Consider the following 19,661-nt stretch of genomic DNA (forward strand, 5'->3'; position numbering starts at 1 on the left):
GGGCAGCCCCGAATACGACCACGTCTCTGAGAGAGAGTTGCAGAAACACCCGCTCACGCTAATCCACAGCAATGCCCGATTCGGGCTGGCCCCCTGACGCCGGGTCGACAATAATCAACCCTCTGGGCAGGCCCGACGCCTGCCACTCCCCTCCCCTTCCGTAAGCCTGGATGCCATGCTGACCTGGTTACAACGCGACACCCTGACCTTCCCGCCGCTGGCCAAAGCCATGCGCGAACCCAATGGCCTGCTCGCCGCCGGTGGCGACCTGTCGGCCGAGCGACTGATCCAGGCCTATCGCCACGGCTGCTTTCCGTGGTTCTCGCAAGGCCAGCCGATTCTCTGGTGGTCGCCGGACCCTCGCACGGTGATTTTCCCCGACGAACTGCACGTATCCCGCAGCCTGGGCAAATTATTGCGCCAGCAGCGCTATCGCGTGACCTTCGACCAGGACTTCGCTGCGGTCATCCAGGCCTGCGCCGCGCCTCGCGCCTATGCAGATGGCACCTGGATCACCGAAGGCATCCAGAGCGCCTACCAGGAGCTGCACGCGCGGGGTTACGCGCACTCGGTCGAGGTCTGGGACAACGGCGAACTGGTGGGCGGCCTGTATGGGCTGGCGATGGGCCGGCTGTTTTTTGGCGAATCCATGTTCAGCCGCGCCGATAACGCCTCGAAGTTCGGCTTTGCCACGCTGACCCGGCAGCTGCAGGCATGGGGTTTTGTGCTGATCGACTGCCAGATGCCCAACGATCACCTGCACAGCCTGGGCGCCCGCGCCATACCGCGCAGCGAGTTCGCCGGCTTCCTGCGCGACTATCTGGACCAACCCAACGCTGGACCGTGGGTTTCCTAGGCGACTTCCTCGCACCTGGCTTACACTTATTTCAAAGCTTATCCGAGGGTTGATCATGACCGAGCTGGCGCGCTTGAAGTTTTATGCCACTCAAGCCCACTCTTGCAGCTATCTGCCCGACGAACAGGCCACCACGCTGTTCCTCGACCCCAGCCAGCCGATGGACGTGCATGTGTATGCCGACCTTTCGGAAATGGGCTTTCGGCGCAGCGGCGATCACCTGTACCGACCGCACTGCCAAAACTGCAATGCCTGCGTGCCGGCACGCATTCCCGTGGCGCAGTTTGTGCCGGACCGCAACCAGAAGCGCATCCTCAAGCGCAACGCCGACCTGACGGTCACGGCGGCCAACCCCAGGTTCAGCGAAGAATACTTCGATCTTTACCAGCGCTACATCGAACAACGCCACGCCGACGGCGACATGTTCCCACCCAGTCGCGACCAGTTTTCCACCTTCCTGGTGCGTGAACTGCCCTTTTCACGCTTCTACGAATTCCGACTCGACGGGCGCCTGCTGGCCGTCGCCGTGACCGATTTGCTGCCCAACGGCCTGTCGGCGGTGTACACCTTCTATGAACCCGACGAAGAGCGGCGCAGCCTGGGACGCTTCGCGATCCTCTGGCAAATCAGCGAAGCCCGGCGCCTGGAACTGGAGGCGGTGTACCTTGGATACTGGATCAAAAACTGCAAAAAGATGAACTACAAGACCCAATATCGGCCGATTGAACTGCTGATTAATCAAAGATGGGTCACGCTTAACTAGAACCTCTTGGCTTAAACACCCTTTTTCGGGCACAATGCACGCCGCTTTTGCCTGGCGCAGTTGCACCGGGCCATTCACTGGATACCGAGGGCTTTACTGCATGTCGAAAGAAGACAGCTTCGAAATGGAAGGCACTGTCGTCGACACCCTGCCCAACACCATGTTTCGTGTGGAGTTGGAAAATGGGCACGTCGTAACCGCGCATATCTCCGGCAAGATGCGCAAGAACTACATTCGTATTCTTACCGGTGACAAAGTGCGCGTCGAGCTGACGCCCTATGACTTGAGCAAAGGGCGCATCACTTACCGCGCCCGCTAATCAAGTCAATACAAGACGCCCGGTTATGCCGGGCGTTTTTGTGTGTATAGCATTTACCTGACAGCCGAAACCCAATGCGGGAGGGGGCTTGTTCCCTCCCGCATTGGATCGCCATTGTTCTGGCAATTACATCTCAAGACAGCAAAAAGGCGCCTTTCGGCGCCTTTTGCGTAGCTGCAGAACGATCAGGCCATTTCGGCCGTGGTTTCGAACTCGAAGGTCAGCTCGCCGTCCTTCAGGTCGATATGCACCACGCCACCATGGTCGGAGAGCTCGCCGAACAGGATCTCTTCGGCCAATGGCCGCTTGATCTTGTCCTGGATCAGACGCGCCATCGGGCGAGCGCCCATTGCCGCGTCGTAACCACCTTCGGCCAGCCAATTGCGCGCCGCGTCCGTCACTTCCAGCTGCACGCGCTTGTCTTCCAACTGCGCTTGAAGCTCGGTGAGGAACTTGTCCACCACGTTTTTGATGACCTCATGGCTGAGGCGACCAAACTGGATAATGGTGTCCAGGCGGTTGCGGAACTCCGGCGTGAAGCTCTTCTTGATCACTTCCATCGCATCGGAAGAGTGATCCTGATGCGTAAAGCCGATCGACGCCCGCGCCGCGGTTTCAGCACCGGCGTTGGTGGTCATGATCACGATCACGTTGCGGAAATCCGCCTTGCGCCCGTTGTTGTCGGTCAGAGTGCCGTGGTCCATGACCTGCAGCAGCAGGTTGAAGACTTCCGGGTGAGCCTTCTCGATTTCATCGAGCAGCAATACGCAATGCGGTTGCTTGGTGATCGCCTCGGTCAACAGGCCGCCCTGATCAAAACCAACATAGCCCGGAGGCGCACCGATCAGGCGCGACACGGTGTGACGTTCCATGTATTCGGACATGTCGAACCGCACCAACTCAATGCCCATGGCCTTGGCCAACTGCCGAGCCGCTTCGGTCTTGCCGACGCCGGTCGGGCCGGCGAACAGGAACGAACCGACAGGTTTGTCCGGCGACTTGAGGCCCGCCCGCGACAACTTGATCGCAGTGGACAGCGAGTCGATGGCCGCATCCTGACCAAACACGGTGAGCTTGAGGTCGCGCTCCAGGTTACGCAGCAGCTCTTTGTCGGAGGTGGTGACGTGTTTTGGCGGAATCCGCGCGATCTTGGCCACGATATCCTCGACCTGAGCCACGTCGATGCGCTTCACACGCTTCTCGACCGGCTGCAGACGCTGATAGGCACCCGCCTCGTCGATCACGTCGATGGCCTTGTCCGGCATGTGCCGATCGTTGATGTAGCGCGACGCCAGCTCGGCAGCGGCCCGCAACGCTTCATCGGTGTACTCGATGCCATGGTGCGCTTCGAAACGCCCCTTGAGCCCACGCAGGATGCCGATGGTGTCTTCAACCGAAGGCTCGGACACGTCGACTTTCTGGAAGCGACGCGCCAGGGCACGGTCTTTCTCGAAGATCCCGCGGAATTCCTGGAACGTGGTCGAGCCGATGCAGCGGATATCACCCGACGACAACAATGGCTTGAGCAGGTTGGAAGCATCCATCACACCACCGGAGGCCGCACCGGCCCCAATGATCGTGTGGATTTCATCGATGAACAGGATCGCCTGCGGGCGTTTTTTCAGCTCGCCGAGCAGTGCCTTGAAGCGCTTCTCGAAATCGCCGCGGTACTTGGTCCCGGCGAGCAACGCGCCGAGGTCAAGGGAGTAGACGACGCTGCTGGCCAGCAAGTCCGGCACCTGGTTGTCGACGATACGCTTGGCCAGGCCTTCGGCAATCGCGGTTTTACCCACGCCCGCCTCACCCACCAGCAACGGGTTGTTCTTGCGACGACGTGCGAGGATCTGCGCCACGCGCTCAACTTCAGCCTCGCGCCCCACCAGCGGATCGATCCGCCCCTGGCGCGCCAGCTCATTGAGATTGCTGGCATAGGCATCCAATGGGTTGCCCGAAGAAGAAGACTCACCGCCCTCGTCGTCCTGCATTTCCTGCTCACCCTCGGAATGATCGCCGTGCCCAGGCACTTTGGAGATACCGTGGGCGATGTAGTTGACGACATCGATACGGGCAACGCTCTGCTGCTTGAGCAGGAACACTGCCTGGCTTTCCTGTTCGCTGAAGATGGCGACAAGCACATTGGCGCCCGTGACTTCACGCTTACCGGAGCTCTGTACGTGGAAAACAGCACGCTGCAATACCCGCTGAAAGCCCAGGGTCGGCTGGGTTTCACGGTCCTCGTCATGCACGGGGATCAGTGGCGTCGTGGAGTCGATGAACTCCTGCAGGTCATGCTTGAGTTTGTCGAGGTTGGCGCCGCACGCACGCAAAACGGTGGCGGCAGCTTCGTTATCCAAAAGTGCCAGCAGCAGGTGCTCGACGGTCATGAATTCATGACGCTTCGAACGGGCCTCTTTGAAGGCAAGATTGAGGGTGACTTCGAGCTCGCGGTTTAACATAGCTTCACCTCATACCCAAGTGGTCGGCGTTAACCGTCCTTCTCGATTTCACAGAGTAGCGGATGCTGGCTTTCCCTGGCGTACTGGTTGACCTGCATGGCCTTTGTCTCGGCGATGTCGCGGGTAAACACTCCACATACTGCCCGTCCTTCTGTGTGAACGGCCAGCATTACCTTGGTCGCCAACTCGCGGTTCAGGTTAAAAAACACCTCGAGTACTTCGACCACGAAATCCATCGGTGTGTAGTCATCGTTGAACAAAACCACCTTGTACATCGGCGGCGCCTGTAGAGCAGGCTTGGCCTCCTGAACAGCAATGCCTGCAGAACCGTCGTCATCGTGCTCGTGATCCGGTCGATCCTGATTGAATGTTAGTCGAATCTGGCTGATTGCATGCATGGAAAGAAAGTTTCGTCAGTGGTTCAAATACAGTGGTGGGGGCGACCTGTCAGAATTTCAACTCCGACCGTTCGGTCACCTTGACTATCGGCAAATCGGTGTTACAACCAATAGAACCCACAGTGGGTAAAAAAGGTCCGCGCAGTCAACCTTATTTATTCGGGTTAGGACGGATAAACTGGATGATACTCCAGTGATGGAGTCTGGTGCAGAGGGATATGGGTATGTCTGGCGTCAAGATCAGTGGCAAGGTCAAATGGTTCAACAATGCCAAGGGTTACGGCTTCATTAATGAAGAAGGTAAGACCGAGGACCTTTTTGCGCATTATTCAGCGATCCATATGGATGGCTACAAAACGCTGAAAGCGGGCCAAGCTGTGAGCTTTGAGATCATTCAAGGACCGAAAGGGCTGCACGCCGTGAACATCTGTGCAAGCACGATCACTACATCTGCAAAACCCGTTGTATCCGCCGCTCAAAAAGAAAAGAAGCTAACGGCCTGATTCACTGCCAAGCGAGAAGCATGCAAATAAAAAACGGCCACCCAACCCATTGGAGTGGCCGTTTTTTATGCCTGCGTGCTTACATGTGCGAGATCAGCGCATCGCCAAAGCCCGACGACGACACCAACTTCGCGCCCTCCATCAGGCGCTCGAAGTCATAGGTCACGGTCTTGGCCGAGATAGCGCCATTGGTGCCCTTGATGATCAGATCGGCCGCTTCGGTCCAGCCCATGTGGCGCAGCATCATTTCCGCCGACAGGATCAGCGAACCCGGGTTGACCTGGTCCTTACCGGCATATTTCGGCGCGGTACCGTGGGTGGCTTCAAACATTGCCACGGTGTCGGACAGGTTGGCGCCCGGCGCAATACCGATACCACCGACTTCCGCCGCCAGGGCGTCAGACAGGTAGTCACCGTTGAGGTTGAGGGTCGCAATCACATCATATTCAGCCGGACGCAGCAGGATCTGCTGCAGCATGGCATCGGCAATCGCATCCTTGACCACGACATTCTTGCCGGTCTTCGGGTTCTTGAACTGCATCCACGGCCCGCCATCGAGCAGGGTTGCGCCGAATTCTTCAGCCGCCACTTCGTAGGCCCATTCCTTGAAGGCACCTTCGGTGAACTTCATGATGTTGCCTTTGTGTACGATGGTCAGCGACTCGCGGTCGTTATCCACGACATATTGCAGGGCCTTGCGCGCCAGGCGCTTGGTGCCCTCTTTGGACACCGGCTTGATGCCGATACCGCAATCCTGGTCGAAGCGGATCTTGGTGACGCCCATTTCCTCCTTGAGGAACTTGATCACTTTGATCGCTTCCGGCGAACCGGCTTTCCACTCGATCCCGGCGTAAATATCTTCGGAGTTTTCGCGGAAGATGGTCATGTCCACGTCGCCAGGCTTTTTGACCGGGCTCGGCACGCCTTCGAACCAGCGCACCGGGCGCAGGCACACATACAGGTCGAGTTGTTGGCGCAGGGCGACGTTCAACGAACGGATGCCACCACCGACCGGCGTGGTCAGCGGGCCTTTGATGGAGACTACGTAATCGCGTACCGCGTCCAGGGTTTCCTGGGGCAGCCAGGTGTCCTGGTCATAGACTTGGGTCGCCTTCTCACCGGCGTAAACTTCCATCCACGAAATCTTGCGCTTGCCGCCGTAAGCTTTTTCAACAGCGGCGTCGACCACCTTGATCATCACTGGGCTGATGTCGACACCGATACCGTCACCTTCGATATAAGGGATGATCGGTTGGTCAGGAACATTGAGAGAATGGTCTGCATTGACGGTGATTTTGTCGCCGACTGCCGGAACCTGAATCTTCTTGTATCCCATGCTGAACTCCATCTATGGATTGAACATCTGGCTGCGTTCGAGCCTACTCCAGATAAATGACGACTTAAACCTCACGCCACGCTCATTTGCATCGAAAACAGCATATTTAGTCGCCTACAAGCTTGAAATCAAAGGGAAAAGCGCCAATCTTGAGCACATCATGCGACTTTAGGCGCAACTTGGTCCCTGCGACCTTTAGACCAATGGACGACCCACCTTTTGTATGAAGGCTCGGCGTAAGCATAGCGACCTATGTATAATGCCGCCGCTGACCAAAGAGTCACGACGGCCGACCGCCTGCTTCTTCAATAGAAAGCAGCGCCCAGCGCCAGAAAAGCCGGACTAAACAATAGTCCACCCGCTTGACGCTCGACTGATGCAACCCAACATCACCGCGAAGAAACCTCGACCTTTCGCTCATGGATGACTTTGAACGAACGCGCTCTACCCGGCGCATCTCGAGTTTCTGCGCACGCTTTCAGCAAAGAAGAGAGTTAATCCGAATATGCCCACCCGCTCGAAGATCATCTACACCTTCACCGACGAAGCACCAGCCCTCGCCACCTATTCACTGCTGCCTATCGTAGAGGCCTTCACCGCTTCCGCTGATATTGCCGTGGAAACCCGCGACATCTCCCTCGCCGGGCGCATCCTCGCAAGCTTCCCCGAGCAACTGGGCACCAAAGCCGTCCCGGACCACCTCGCCGAACTGGGCGCCCTGGCCGTTACGCCTGAAGCCAACATCATCAAGCTGCCTAACATCAGCGCCTCGACGCCTCAACTGCAGGCGGCGATCAAAGAACTGCAAGCCAAGGGCTACGCCCTGCCGGACTACCCGGAAACCGTAACCACCGACGCGGAAAAAGAAACCCGCGCACGTTACGACAAGATCAAGGGCAGCGCCGTGAACCCGGTACTGCGCGAAGGCAACTCCGACCGCCGCGCACCGCTGTCGGTCAAGAACTACGCACGCAAGCACCCGCACAAGATGGGCGCCTGGGCTGCCGACTCCAAGTCCCACGTCGCTTACATGAGCCACGGCGACTTCTACGGCAGCGAAAAAGCCGTACAGATCGAGGCAGCCGACGCGGTCAAAATCGAACTGATCGCTAAAGACGGCACCGCGACCGTACTGAAGGAAAAGACTTCCGTACAAGCTGGCGAAATCATCGACAGCTCCGTGCTGAGCAAGAACGCCCTGCGCAGCTTCATCGCCGCTGAAATCGAAGACGCCAAGAAACAAGGCGTACTGCTGTCGGTTCACCTGAAAGCCACCATGATGAAGGTCTCCGACCCGATCATGTTCGGCCAGATCGTTGCCGAGTTCTATAAAGACGCCCTGACCAAGCACGCCGCCGTGCTGGAGCAGATCGGCTTCAACCTGAACAACGGCATCGGCGACCTGTACGCTCGCATCAAGGCCCTGCCGGCCGAGCAGCAAGCGCAGATCGAAGCCGATATCCAGGCGGTCTACGCCGCTCGCCCTTCCTTGGCGATGGTCAACTCCGACAAAGGCATCACCAACCTGCACGTGCCGAGCGACGTGATCGTCGACGCCTCGATGCCGGCCATGATCCGTGACTCCGGCAAAATGTGGGGCACCGACGGCCAGCTGCACGACACCAAGGCCGTGATCCCGGATCGCTGCTACGCCACCATCTACCAAGCCGTCATCGAAGACTGCAAGGCCAATGGCGCGTTCGATCCGACCACCATGGGCAGCGTGCCGAACGTTGGTCTGATGGCACAGAAAGCCGAAGAGTACGGCTCTCACGACAAGACCTTCCAGGTCAAGGCTGACGGCGTCGTCCGCGTTACCGACAGCAAGGGCAACCTGCTGATGGAACAGGCCGTCGAAGCCGGCGACATCTTCCGTATGTGCCAGGCCAAAGACGCGCCGATCCAGGACTGGGTCAAACTCGCCGTCAACCGCGCCCGCGCCAGCAACACCCCGGCCATCTTCTGGCTGGACCCACAGCGCGCCCATGACGGTGCGGTGATCGAGAAAGTCCAGACCTACCTGAAAGACCACAACACCGACGGCCTGGACATCCGCATCATGTCGCCGGTCGACGCGATGAAGTTCACCCTGGAGCGCACCCGCAAGGGCCTGGACACCATCTCGGTGACCGGTAACGTACTGCGCGACTACCTGACCGACCTGTTCCCGATCATGGAACTGGGCACCAGCGCCAAGATGCTGTCGATCGTGCCGCTGATGAACGGTGGCGGTCTGTTCGAAACCGGCGCTGGCGGTTCGGCACCCAAGCACGTGCAGCAACTGCTGGAAGAAAACTTCCTGCGTTGGGATTCCCTGGGCGAGTTCCTGGCCCTGGCCGCATCGCTTGAGCATTTGGGCGTGACTTACAACAACCCGAAAGCCCTGGTGCTGTCCAAGACCCTGGACCAGGCCACCGGCCAGTTCCTCGACAACAACAAGTCGCCATCGCGCAAAGTCGGCAACATCGACAACCGCGGCAGCCACTTCTACCTGGCGCTGTACTGGGCCCAAGCCCTGGCCGCACAGACCGAAGACACCGCGCTGCAAGCGCAATTCGGCGAACTGGCCAAGACCCTCGCCGCGAACGAGGCAACCATCGTTGCCGAGCTCAACGCCGTACAGGGCAAGCCAGTGGACATCGGCGGCTACTACGCGCCGAACCCGGAGCTGACCAGCAAGGTCATGCGCCCGAGCAACACCCTCAACGCGGCAATTGCCAAGCTGAAGTAAGGTTGTAAGGATGCAAACAAACCCCGGCCCCGTGCCGGGGTTTGTGTTTCCAGCGAATAAACCGGATTCAAATGTGGGAGGGAGCTTGCCCCCTCCCACACCGACTGCAATCCTGCCTGAAGACCGCACCGCACTCAGAATCGAGAGGCATCCAATGACCTGGCAACCCCACATCACCGTCGCCACCATCGTCGAAGACAACGGCCGCTTCCTGATGGTCGAAGAACTCAAGGGCGGCCGCGCCGTGCTCAACCAGCCCGCCGGCCACCTCGACCCGCACGAAACCCTGACCGAAGCCGCCGTGCGTGAAACCCTCGAAGAAACCGGCTGGGACGTCGAAGCCACCGGCATCGTCGGCATCTACCTGTACACCGCGCCGAGCAACGGCGTGACCTACCAGAGGGTCTGCTTCACCGCCAAGGCGCTGAAACACCGCCCGGACTATCAACTTGACGACGGCATCGTGCGCGCCCGCTGGCTGAGCCGTGACGAGCTGATGGGCCTGCGCGACGCCTGGCGCAGTGAGCTGATCATCCGGTGTATCGATGATTATCTGGCCGGCTTTCGCCACAGTCTCGAATTGATCCGACCTTCTCTTTAGCCTTGAAGGCTTGGGCCTGTTAGAATCGCGTCCTTTTTCAAGACACCCGTTGAAACCCTATGCGTGATCCAGCCCCTTCTGACACACAAAAGAAGCGCGTCATCGTCGGCATGTCCGGCGGCGTGGATTCTTCCGTTTCCGCCGTTCTGCTCATGGAGCAGGGTTATGAGGTGGAAGGCCTGTTCATGAAGAACTGGGAAGAAGACGATGGAACGGAATATTGCACCGCCATGGACGACCTGGCGGATGCCCAGGCCGTGTGCGACAAGATCGGCATCAAGCTGCACACCGCCAACTTCGCCGCCGAGTACTGGGACAACGTGTTCGAGCACTTCCTGGCCGAATACAAGGCCGGCCGCACGCCGAACCCGGACATCCTGTGCAACCGCGAGATCAAGTTCAAGGCGTTCCTCGACTACGCCATGATGCTCGGCGCCGACCTGATTGCCACCGGCCACTACGTGCGCCGTCGTGACATCGACGGGCGCACCGAACTACTCAAGGGCCTGGACCCCAACAAGGACCAGAGCTACTTCCTGCACGCCGTTGGCGGCGAACAGATCGCCAAGACCCTGTTCCCAGTCGGCGAACTGGAAAAGCCCGAAGTGCGCCGGATCGCCGAGCAGCACGACCTGGCCACCGCCAAGAAGAAGGATTCCACCGGGATCTGCTTTATCGGCGAGCGCCGCTTCAGCGACTTCCTCAAGCAATACCTGCCAGCGCAACCGGGCGAGATCAAAACCACCGAAGGCGAGGTCATCGGCCGCCATCACGGCCTGATGTACCACACCATCGGCCAGCGCCAGGGCCTGGGCATCGGCGGCTTGAAAGACGCCGGCGACGAGCCATGGTACGTGCTGGTCAAGGACCTGGAGCACAACGAACTGATCGTCGGCCAGGGCAATGACCACCCATGGCTGTTCTCCCGCGCACTGCTCGCTTCGGATATCTACTGGGTCAACCCGGTGGACCTGAGCGCGCCGCGCCGCCTGACCGCCAAGGTGCGCTATCGCCAGAGCGACCAGCCCTGCACCCTGGAAAAAACCGCCGACGGTTACCGCGCCACCTTCGATGACCCGCAGCGCGCGGTCACGCCTGGCCAGTCCGTGGTGTTCTACGATGGCGAGGTGTGCCTGGGGGGCGGCGTGATTGAAGTCGCCGAACCCTGGAGCAGCCCGGCATGAGCCCGATCCAGGAGCAATTGACCGCGCTCGGCGGGGTCTTCCTCGCCGCAGTGCTGGTGGACAAGATCGCCAAGACCGGCCAGGTTACCGAGGCCGGCCTGACCTGCATGCTCGGCAGCCTGCTGGTTCGCGACCCCAAGGACACCCTGGAAGTCTATGGCGGTGACGACCTGGCGCTGCGTGAAGGCTACCGCGCACTGGTCGGCGCACTGGAGCGCGACCCGAGCACCTTGCAGCGCGAACCGCTGCGCTACGCCCTGTCGATGCTCGGCCTCGAGCGCCAACTGGCCAAGCGTGACGACCTGCTGGAGACCATCGGCAAGCGCCTGCCGCAGATCCAGTCCCAGGTTGAACACTTCGGCCCGGCCCACGAAAACGTCATCGCCGCCTGCGGCGCGCTGTACCAGGACACCTTGAGCACATTGCGCCAGCGCATCCAGGTGCATGGCGACATGCGCAACCTGCAACAACCGAACAACGCCTCGAAGATCCGCGCCCTGCTTCTGGCCGGTATCCGCTCGGCGCGGTTGTGGCGCCAGTTGGGCGGTCATCGTTGGCAGTTGGTCATCAGCCGTCGCAAATTGCTCAAAGAGCTTTACCCGTTGATGCGCAACGAATAAGTCGCAGCCACGGGCTATTTTCAAGCCGTTACGCGTAATACGCCGGTCAGTTGGCAACGGACCGGCGGATTTTTTCATGTATGATACGCGCCCCATTTCGTTGCCCGACTGTCCGAGAACACCCCATGCAGCTCTCTTCGCTCACTGCGGTTTCCCCTGTTGACGGCCGCTACGCCGGCAAGACCCAGGCCCTGCGCCCGATTTTCAGTGAATACGGCCTGATCCGTGCCCGCGTACTGGTTGAAGTGCGCTGGCTCCAGCGCCTGGCCGCTCACCCTGCCATCAGTGAAGTGCCGGCGTTCTCCGCCGAAGCCAACGCGGTATTGAACACCCTGGCGGAAAACTTCTCTCTGGAGCACGCCGAGCGTGTCAAAGAGATCGAGCGCACCACCAACCACGACGTCAAAGCCATCGAATACCTGCTCAAAGAGCAAGCGGCCAAGCTGCCGGAACTGGCCAACGTCAGCGAATTCATCCACTTCGCCTGCACCAGCGAGGACATCAACAACCTGTCCCACGCCCTGATGCTGCGCGAAGGCCGTGATGAGGTGATGCTGCCGCTGATGCGCCAGACCGCCGAAGCCATCCGCGAACTGGCGATCCGCTTCGCCGCTGTGCCGATGCTGTCGCGCACCCACGGTCAACCGGCCTCGCCGACCACCCTGGGCAAAGAACTGGCCAACGTGGTGTATCGCCTGGAGCGCCAGATCGCTCAAGTGGCGGCCGTCCCGCTGCTGGGCAAGATCAACGGCGCCGTGGGCAACTACAACGCCCACCTGTCGGCCTATCCGGAGATCGACTGGGAAGCCAACGCCCGCGCCTTCATCGAAGACGAACTGGGCCTGGGCTTCAACCCGTACACCACGCAGATCGAACCGCACGACTACATCGCCGAGCTGTTCGACGCGATTGCGCGCTTCAACACCATCCTGATCGACTTCGACCGTGACGTCTGGGGCTACATCTCCCTGGGCTACTTCAAACAGCGCACCATTGCCGGCGAAATCGGTTCGTCGACCATGCCGCACAAGGTCAACCCGATCGACTTCGAAAACTCCGAAGGCAACCTCGGCATCGCCAACGCCCTGTTCCAGCATCTGGCCAGCAAGTTGCCGATCTCCCGCTGGCAGCGCGACCTGACCGACTCCACCGTACTGCGCAACCTCGGCGTGGGCTTTGCCCACAGCGTGATCGCCTACGAAGCCAGCCTCAAAGGCATCAGCAAGCTGGAACTCAACGAGCAGAAAATCGCCGCTGACCTGGATGCATGCTGGGAAGTTCTGGCCGAACCGATCCAGACCGTGATGCGCCGCTACAACATCGAAAACCCGTATGAGAAGCTCAAAGAGTTGACGCGCGGCAAAGGCATCAGCCCTGAAGCACTGCAAACTTTCATCGACGGCCTGGACATGCCCGCCGCTGCCAAGGCCGAGCTGAAACTGCTCACCCCGGCCAACTACATCGGCAACGCCGTGGCCCAAGCCAAACGCATCTGATCATCGCAAGCCCCTTTGAGACGCCCGGCCGCGCCGGGCGTTTTTATTCCAGTCTGAAAAGTGCTTTTTTTCAATAGGTTACACATGAATCCTGATATCCCTCTTCAACTTCTGGGCGGCATCACGGCACGGGAATTCCTGCGCGACTACTGGCAGAAAAAACCGCTGCTGATCCGTCAGGCCATTCCTGATTTCGAAAGCCCGATCGACGCCGATGAACTGGCCGGCCTGGCCCTGGAAGAAGAAGTCGAGTCGCGCCTGGTGATCGAACACGGCGAGCGTCCGTGGGAACTGCGCCGCGGCCCGTTCGCCGAAGACACCTTCAGCACCCTGCCCGAGCGCGAGTGGACCCTGCTGGTGCAGGCGGTCGACCAGTTCGTGCCGGAAGTCGCCGAACTGCTCGAACAGTTCCGCTTCCTGCCCAGCTGGCGCATCGACGACGTGATGATCAGCTTCGCCGCGCCCGGTGGCAGCGTGGGTCCGCACTTCGATAATTACGACGTGTTCCTGCTGCAAGCCCATGGCAAGCGCAACTGGAAGATCGGCCAGATGTGCAGCTCTGACAGCCCGATGCTGCAACACGCCGACCTGCGCATCCTCGCCGAATTCGAAGAGATCGCCGAATGGGTGCTGGAACCGGGCGACATGCTCTACCTGCCGCCACGCCTGGCCCACTATGGCATTGCCGAAGATGACTGCATGACCTACTCGGTCGGCTTCCGCGCGCCAAGCGCCGCCGAAGTGCTGACCCACTTCACCGACTTCCTCAGCCAGTACCTGACCGACGAAGAGCGTTACACCGACGCCGACATCCAACCGGCCAGCGATCCACACCAGATCCAGAGCGATGCCCTCGACCGCCTCAAGAGCCTGCTGGCCGAGCACATGAGCGACGAGCGCATGCTGCTGACCTGGTTCGGCCAGTTCATGACCGAGCCGCGCTACCCGGAACTGGTCGCCGGCCCGGAAGAGCTGCTGGAAGAAGACGTGGTCGGCAGCCTGGAAGATGGCGGCGTGTTGATCCGCAACCCAAGCGCGCGCATGGCCTGGTCCGAAGTCGACGACGACCTGCTGCTGTTCGCCAGCGGCCAGAGCCGTTACCTGCCGGGCAAGCTGCGCGAACTGCTGAAAATGATCTGCGCAGCCGACGCCCTGCACATCGACAACCTGAGCGAATGGCTGGCGGACGACGATGCCCGCGACCTGCTGTGCGAGCTGGTCAAGCAGGGAAGCCTGGGGTTTGCCGATGAATAAGATTCACGTCAATGTCGCGAACTGGCATAAGGATATCGCCGAGATTCGGCGCATTCGTGAAGCGGTATTTATCGCCGAACAATCGGTCCCACCCGAACTGGAATGGGACGCAGACGACGCGGACGCCGTGCATTTCCTCGCGTTCGAGGGCGACTTTCCGATTGGCACCGCGCGCCTGCTGCCCAGCGGCGAGATCGGCCGCGTGTCGGTCCTCAAGGACTGGCGCGGGCTTAAAGTCGGCGACAAGCTGATGGAAGCCGTGATTGGCGAAGCCGAGAAGCGCGGCCAGAATAAACAGTTCCTCAGTGCGCAGGTTTATGCCGCGCCGTTCTATGAGCGACTGGGCTTCAAGATCGTCAGCGAGGAATTCCTTGAAGTCGGGATTCCGCACGTCGATATGGTGCGCGAGGGCTGATCCGGGACCGCGTCGTTGCTATCGGGGGCAAGCCCCCTCCCACATTTTGACCGAGAGCATCCCTTGGAATGCCGTCAAGTGTGGGAGGGGGGCTTGCCCCTCCCACATTTTGACCGAGAGCGTCCCTTGGAATGCCGTCAAGTGTGGGAGGGGGCTTGCCCCTCCCACATTTTGACCGAGAGCGCCCCTTGGAATGCCGTCAAGTGTGGGAGGGGGCTTGCCCCCGATAGCATTACCAGCAGCACCCCAAAACACCCTGCCATCCACCGATGCCAGGGTGTTTTGCCGTCTACGATTCAACTTGCGACCCGCCAGGCCGACAAACTGGCACTATCAAGACTTATGACTCGCAGAGATAACGGACATGTCCCTACGCACCCTGCTCACCGCCCTCCTCCTGACCGCCAGCTTCACAGCGGCGGCCGACACCGAAGTCGTCAATTTGAGCCACCGTACCAGCGCCGACCTGCTGCCCGTGGCGCAGAACTTCCTCGGTAAGGACGGCACCGTCAGCGCCTACGGCAATCAACTGATCGTCAATGCCGACCCCGTCAGGATCCAGGACCTGCGCACCCTGCTCTCGCAACTGGACATACCGGCCAAGCGCCTGCTGATCACCGTCGACACCAACGAAAACAACCAGCAAAGCAGCGGCGACAGCCAGACCCGCATCATCAGCTACGGCACCGCCAGCCGCGACGGCGGCATCCAGCAGATCCAGGCCAGTGAAGGCGTGCCCGCACTGATCCAGGTAGGCCAGAGCGTGCCACTGACCACCACCCAGCCCGATGCCTACGGCCGCCCGCAGAACCAGACCCAATACCGCAACGTCACCCAGGGGTTCTACGTCACCGCCAGCGTGACCGGCGACACCGTACACCTGGCGATCAGCACCAACCGTGACCGCATGAGCCAGGAGCGTCCCGATGTAGTGAACGTGCAAAGCACCGACACAACCGTCAGCGGCCGCCTGGGCGAGTGGATTCCGCTGGCCGGCATCAATCGCGAAACCCAGGCCGACAAATCCTCCACGACCCGCACTTACGCTACCCAGGGCCGCGACGACCTGACTTTACGGGTTAAAGTCGACACCTTGAACTGAAGCACCGATAACTGACTGATGAGTCGTATAAGACTAAAGATGTAGTGCCTGAAAAAAAGCACTACAAAACATTTGACGATCCAAAAAAGCATGGGCATGATGGCCTCGCTCCCGCTAATCAGAGGCCCTGGCAAGGGCCTTCGGATCGTCGCTCTAAGCTACCCAACTGAGCCGATTCGTGTCTGTACCGCCCACAAGGTGTGTTTGACGAGGTTGCGACTGGAACGAAGTTGTCCCGAGGGACGGAAGCTAACCAGGTAACCCGGCTACACACTGATGAATCGCCCCAAGGCCCACGACGCCCGAAGACCGTTCGCAGTTCGCCCCTACCTGCCCTACTCCCCCCTCGTCATTCGTTCATCCCGTCGCTTCCCCGCCAGACTTGACTTGAACACCTGTGCTTCTGGTCAGCGAGCAGCCAAGCCCACGCACTGTATACGTGGCTGGCAAACGGAATTTTCCACCCAGACCTATGCGACGAGGTTTATCTCCATGGCACTGACACGCGAACAGCAAATTGCAGCCCTTGAAAAAGACTGGGCTGAAAACCCACGCTGGAAAGGCGTGACCCGCGCTTATTCCGCTGCTGACGTCGTCCGCCTGCGTGGCTCGGTTCAACCTGAGCACACTTTTGCAAAACTCGGCGCCGAGAAGCTGTGGAACCTGGTCACCCAGGGCGCCAAGCCATCCTTCCGTCCCGACAAAGATTTCGTCAACTGCATGGGCGCCCTGACCGGTGGCCAGGCAGTCCAACAGGTAAAAGCCGGTATCCAGGCGATCTACCTGTCCGGCTGGCAAGTGGCAGCGGACAACAACTCCGCTGAATCCATGTACCCCGACCAATCGCTGTACCCGGTGGACTCCGTACCGACCGTGGTCAAGCGCATCAACAACTCGTTCCGTCGCGCCGACCAGATCCAGTGGAAAGCCGGTAAAGGCCCAGGCGACGAAGGCTACATCGACTACTTCGCGCCGATCGTGGCTGACGCCGAAGCCGGTTTCGGCGGCGTACTGAACGCCTACGAGCTGATGAAGAGCATGATCGAAGCAGGCGCCGCCGGCGTTCACTTCGAAGACCAACTGGCCTCGGTGAAGAAATGCGGCCACATGGGCGGCAAGGTACTGGTACCGACCCAGGAAGCTGTACAGAAGCTGACCGCTGCCCGTCTGGCGGCTGACGTTGCCGGCACACCGACCATCATCCTGGCCCGTACCGACGCCAACGCTGCCGACTTGCTGACTTCGGACTGCGACCCGTATGACCAACCGTTCGTCACTGGCGAACGTACCCAGGAAGGCTTCTACAAAGTGCGCGCCGGTCTCGACCAGGCCATCGCTCGCGGCCTGGCCTATGCGCCTTACGCCGACCTGATCTGGTGCGAAACCGCCAAGCCGGACCTGGCAGAAGCCCGTCGCTTCGCCGAAGCGATCAAAAAGGAATACCCGGACCAACTGCTGTCCTACAACTGCTCGCCTTCCTTCAACTGGAAGAAAAACCTGGACGACGCGACCATCGCCAAGTTCCAGCGCGAACTGTCCGCCATGGGCTACAAGCACCAGTTCATCACCCTGGCCGGCATTCACAACATGTGGCACAGCATGTTCAACCTGGCGCACGACTACGCCCGCAACGACATGACCGCCTACGTGAAACTGCAGGAGCAGGAATTCGCTGACGCCGCCAAGGGTTACACCTTCGTGGCTCACCAGCAGGAAGTGGGCACCGGCTACTTCGACGACATGACCACCGTGATCCAGGGCGGCACCTCGTCCGTGACCGCGCTGACCGGTTCGACCGAAGAAGAACAGTTCCACTGAGTGACTGAGCAAACGGCCATTGCGACCCCAGTAAACAGCTAACCGCAATGCCGCACGACCTGACGCCCCGACTGGTTCGGGGCGTTTTTTTGCCCGAAGAAAATCCCCCCTGACACCACAAAGATCAAACATGTGGGAGGGGGCTTGCCCCCGATTACGGTGTGCCAGTCAATACCTCTGCTGCTGATCCACCGCCATCGGGGGCAAGCCCCCTCCCACATTGAGGAATGGGCCAACCAGAAGAATTTGTGTGAAACATTGATCCAAAGCGGTATTTGGTTCAGATAAATCAGTTAAAAGATGCGCTCCGGCAACTAGCGGTAATCAAGCAAGTAACGACAACTTCCTGCACCACACCGCAACCACCCGCTTAACGCCCACCCAAATAACATTCATTATCATTTGGACCATGAAAGCGTCGTTACAGGTTAAACAAAACATATTTGATAAAAAGCCCGCTAATGCCCGTAACTCAAGGGCTGCAGCCCTACGGAGGCGTACTATGTGCTTATTCCACCGAATAATTTCGCTATATGAATTTTACTTGCCCGGTGTTTAGCCATAAAATCACCGCGATTGATTGCGCTGCGACATATCGTCACTGCATTGTTACTTTTTCGAGCTCAGAGACCTTTGCTCTCTGCTAAGGATTACCAGCATGACCGAAGCGACAGGACTCATGGCCCACAACTGGGGCTTTGCCATTTTCCTCCTCGGTGTTGTCGGCCTCTGTGCCTTCATGCTCGGCGTCTCCAGCCTACTCGGGTCAAAAGCCTGGGGCCGCAGCAAAAACGAACCGTTCGAGTCCGGCATGCTGCCCACAGGTGGCGCCCGCTTGCGGCTCTCAGCCAAATTCTATCTGGTCGCGATGCTCTTCGTGATCTTCGATATCGAAGCCCTCTTTCTCTTTGCCTGGTCTGTGTCTGTCCGCGAAAGCGGCTGGACCGGATTCGTCGAAGCCCTCGTTTTCATAGCAATTCTGTTGGCAGGCCTTGTCTACCTATTTCGAGTGGGCGCCCTTGATTGGGCTCCGGAAGCTCGTCGCAAGCGGCAAGCGAAGCTGAAACAATGAGGCTTTGGCGATGCAATACAATCTCACCAGGATCGACCCGGATGCTCCTAACGAGCAGTACCCCATCGGCGAACGGGAAACCGTTTCCGATCCGTTAGAAGACCAAGTCCACAAAAACATCTACATGGGCAAGCTGGAAGACGTGCTGAGCGGCGCGGTCAACTGGGGGCGTAAAAACTCCCTGTGGCCGTACAACTTTGGTCTGTCCTGCTGCTACGTGGAAATGACCACCGCCTTCACGGCGCCCCACGACATCGCGCGCTTCGGCGCCGAAGTGATCCGGGCCTCGCCGCGTCAGGCGGATTTCATGGTTATCGCCGGTACCTGCTTTATCAAGATGGCGCCGATCATTCAGCGTCTCTACGAGCAAATGCTCGAGCCGAAGTGGGTTATCTCCATGGGTTCGTGCGCCAACTCCGGTGGCATGTACGACATCTACTCCGTTGTTCAGGGGGTGGACAAGTTCCTGCCCGTGGACGTCTACGTGCCTGGCTGCCCGCCCCGCCCCGAAGCATTTCTGCAAGGCTTGATGCTGTTGCAGGAATCGATTGGCAAGGAGCGTCGCCCACTTTCCTGGGTTGTCGGAGATCAAGGCGTTTACCGCGCCGAGATGCCGTCACAAAAGGAACAGCGCCGCGAACAGCGTATTCAGGTCACCAACCTGCGCAGCCCCGACGAAGTCTGATCCAGAGCCGCTTCTTTTATAGAACGAAAACCTGGCTTCATTCTTTACGTTG

18 protein-coding genes are annotated in these 19,661 nt (G+C 59.5%); 15 read left to right on the top strand and 3 right to left on the bottom strand.

All coding sequences use genetic code 11. The features are described 5' to 3' along the window. Positions 1-175 precede the first annotated feature (175 nt). From aat to infA, 3 genes are all read left to right on the top strand, one after another. Positions 176-856, top strand: coding sequence for a leucyl/phenylalanyl-tRNA--protein transferase (aat, locus tag TU80_RS10335; protein WP_017848044.1), 681 nt, complete (start codon positions 176-178; stop codon positions 854-856). Between the two features lie 55 nt (positions 857-911). Continuing rightward, on the top strand, positions 912-1,619 hold the full coding sequence (locus tag TU80_RS10340; protein ID WP_017848045.1) for an arginyltransferase: 708 nt from the start codon (positions 912-914) through the stop codon (positions 1,617-1,619). A 100-nt stretch (positions 1,620-1,719) separates the two neighbouring features. After that, positions 1,720-1,938 carry a translation initiation factor IF-1 gene (infA, locus tag TU80_RS10345; RefSeq protein WP_002553999.1) on the top strand — a complete coding sequence of 73 codons (219 nt, stop codon included), beginning with the start codon at positions 1,720-1,722 and terminating at the stop codon, positions 1,936-1,938. Positions 1,939-2,123: 185 nt separating this feature from the next. Here the strand turns inward: infA and clpA are convergent, their stop codons facing one another. Further along, complete coding sequence (gene clpA / locus TU80_RS10350) at positions 2,124-4,394, bottom strand: ATP-dependent Clp protease ATP-binding subunit ClpA (RefSeq protein WP_017848046.1); 2,271 nt, start codon at positions 4,392-4,394, stop codon at positions 2,124-2,126. Positions 4,395-4,423: 29 nt separating this feature from the next. Further along, entirely contained in the window at positions 4,424-4,792 is a 369-nt protein-coding gene (gene clpS, locus TU80_RS10355; RefSeq protein WP_010567912.1) for an ATP-dependent Clp protease adapter ClpS, read from the bottom strand. A gap of 224 nt (positions 4,793-5,016) precedes the next feature. Here clpS and cspD point away from each other — a divergent pair, with 224 nt between their 5' ends. Beyond that, entirely contained in the window at positions 5,017-5,295 is a 279-nt protein-coding gene (gene cspD, locus TU80_RS10360; RefSeq protein ID WP_057004490.1) for a cold shock domain-containing protein CspD, read from the top strand. A 79-nt stretch (positions 5,296-5,374) separates the two neighbouring features. Here the strand turns inward: cspD and icd are convergent, their stop codons facing one another. Beyond that, a complete protein-coding gene (gene icd / locus TU80_RS10365) occupies positions 5,375-6,631 on the bottom strand; it encodes an NADP-dependent isocitrate dehydrogenase (protein ID WP_026140163.1) in 1,257 nt (418 codons plus the stop codon). A gap of 505 nt (positions 6,632-7,136) precedes the next feature. On the opposite strand from icd, the gene TU80_RS10370 reads away from it, so the two are divergent. From TU80_RS10370 to TU80_RS10420, 11 genes are all read left to right on the top strand, one after another. Beyond that, a complete protein-coding gene (locus TU80_RS10370; protein WP_017848049.1) occupies positions 7,137-9,362 on the top strand; it encodes an NADP-dependent isocitrate dehydrogenase in 2,226 nt (741 codons plus the stop codon). Between the two features lie 154 nt (positions 9,363-9,516). Beyond that, positions 9,517-9,963 (top strand): NUDIX hydrolase, encoded by a 447-nt coding sequence (locus TU80_RS10375; protein WP_017848050.1) that lies wholly within the window; start codon positions 9,517-9,519, stop codon positions 9,961-9,963. A 59-nt stretch (positions 9,964-10,022) separates the two neighbouring features. Continuing rightward, on the top strand, positions 10,023-11,147 hold the full coding sequence (gene mnmA / locus TU80_RS10380; protein WP_057004423.1) for a tRNA 2-thiouridine(34) synthase MnmA: 1,125 nt from the start codon (positions 10,023-10,025) through the stop codon (positions 11,145-11,147). Continuing rightward, a complete protein-coding gene (gene hflD, locus TU80_RS10385) occupies positions 11,144-11,767 on the top strand; it encodes a high frequency lysogenization protein HflD (protein ID WP_017848052.1) in 624 nt (207 codons plus the stop codon). Before mnmA ends, hflD begins: the two co-directional genes overlap by 4 nt. Before the next feature lie 125 nt (positions 11,768-11,892). Further along, complete coding sequence (gene purB, locus TU80_RS10390) at positions 11,893-13,263, top strand: adenylosuccinate lyase (RefSeq protein ID WP_046382910.1); 1,371 nt, start codon at positions 11,893-11,895, stop codon at positions 13,261-13,263. Between the two features lie 84 nt (positions 13,264-13,347). Continuing rightward, entirely contained in the window at positions 13,348-14,517 is a 1,170-nt protein-coding gene (locus TU80_RS10395; RefSeq protein WP_017848054.1) for a ribosomal protein uL16 3-hydroxylase, read from the top strand. Continuing rightward, the gene (locus TU80_RS10400) at positions 14,510-14,932 is read left to right on the top strand and encodes a GNAT family N-acetyltransferase (protein WP_017848055.1); all 423 of its coding nucleotides are present in this window, start codon (positions 14,510-14,512) and stop codon (positions 14,930-14,932) included. The genes TU80_RS10395 and TU80_RS10400 overlap by 8 nt, the downstream gene beginning before the upstream one ends. Positions 14,933-15,296: 364 nt before the next feature. Then, positions 15,297-16,034 (top strand): secretin N-terminal domain-containing protein, encoded by a 738-nt coding sequence (locus TU80_RS10405; RefSeq protein WP_017848056.1) that lies wholly within the window; start codon positions 15,297-15,299, stop codon positions 16,032-16,034. 492 nt (positions 16,035-16,526) lie between these two features. Further along, positions 16,527-17,852: an isocitrate lyase gene (gene aceA / locus TU80_RS10410; protein WP_024076175.1), complete on the top strand. Its 1,326-nt coding sequence runs from the start codon at positions 16,527-16,529 to the stop codon at positions 17,850-17,852. Positions 17,853-18,510: 658 nt separating this feature from the next. After that, a complete protein-coding gene (locus TU80_RS10415) occupies positions 18,511-18,924 on the top strand; it encodes an NADH-quinone oxidoreductase subunit A (RefSeq protein WP_003219575.1) in 414 nt (137 codons plus the stop codon). A gap of 10 nt (positions 18,925-18,934) precedes the next feature. Then, positions 18,935-19,609, top strand: a complete 675-nt coding sequence (locus TU80_RS10420) for a NuoB/complex I 20 kDa subunit family protein (RefSeq protein WP_003219572.1) — start codon at positions 18,935-18,937, stop codon at positions 19,607-19,609. The last annotated feature ends 52 nt before the right edge of the window (positions 19,610-19,661 follow it).

This window comes from Pseudomonas veronii (genome assembly GCF_001439695.1).
In the GTDB taxonomy this organism is placed as follows: domain Bacteria; phylum Pseudomonadota; class Gammaproteobacteria; order Pseudomonadales; family Pseudomonadaceae; genus Aquipseudomonas; species Aquipseudomonas veronii.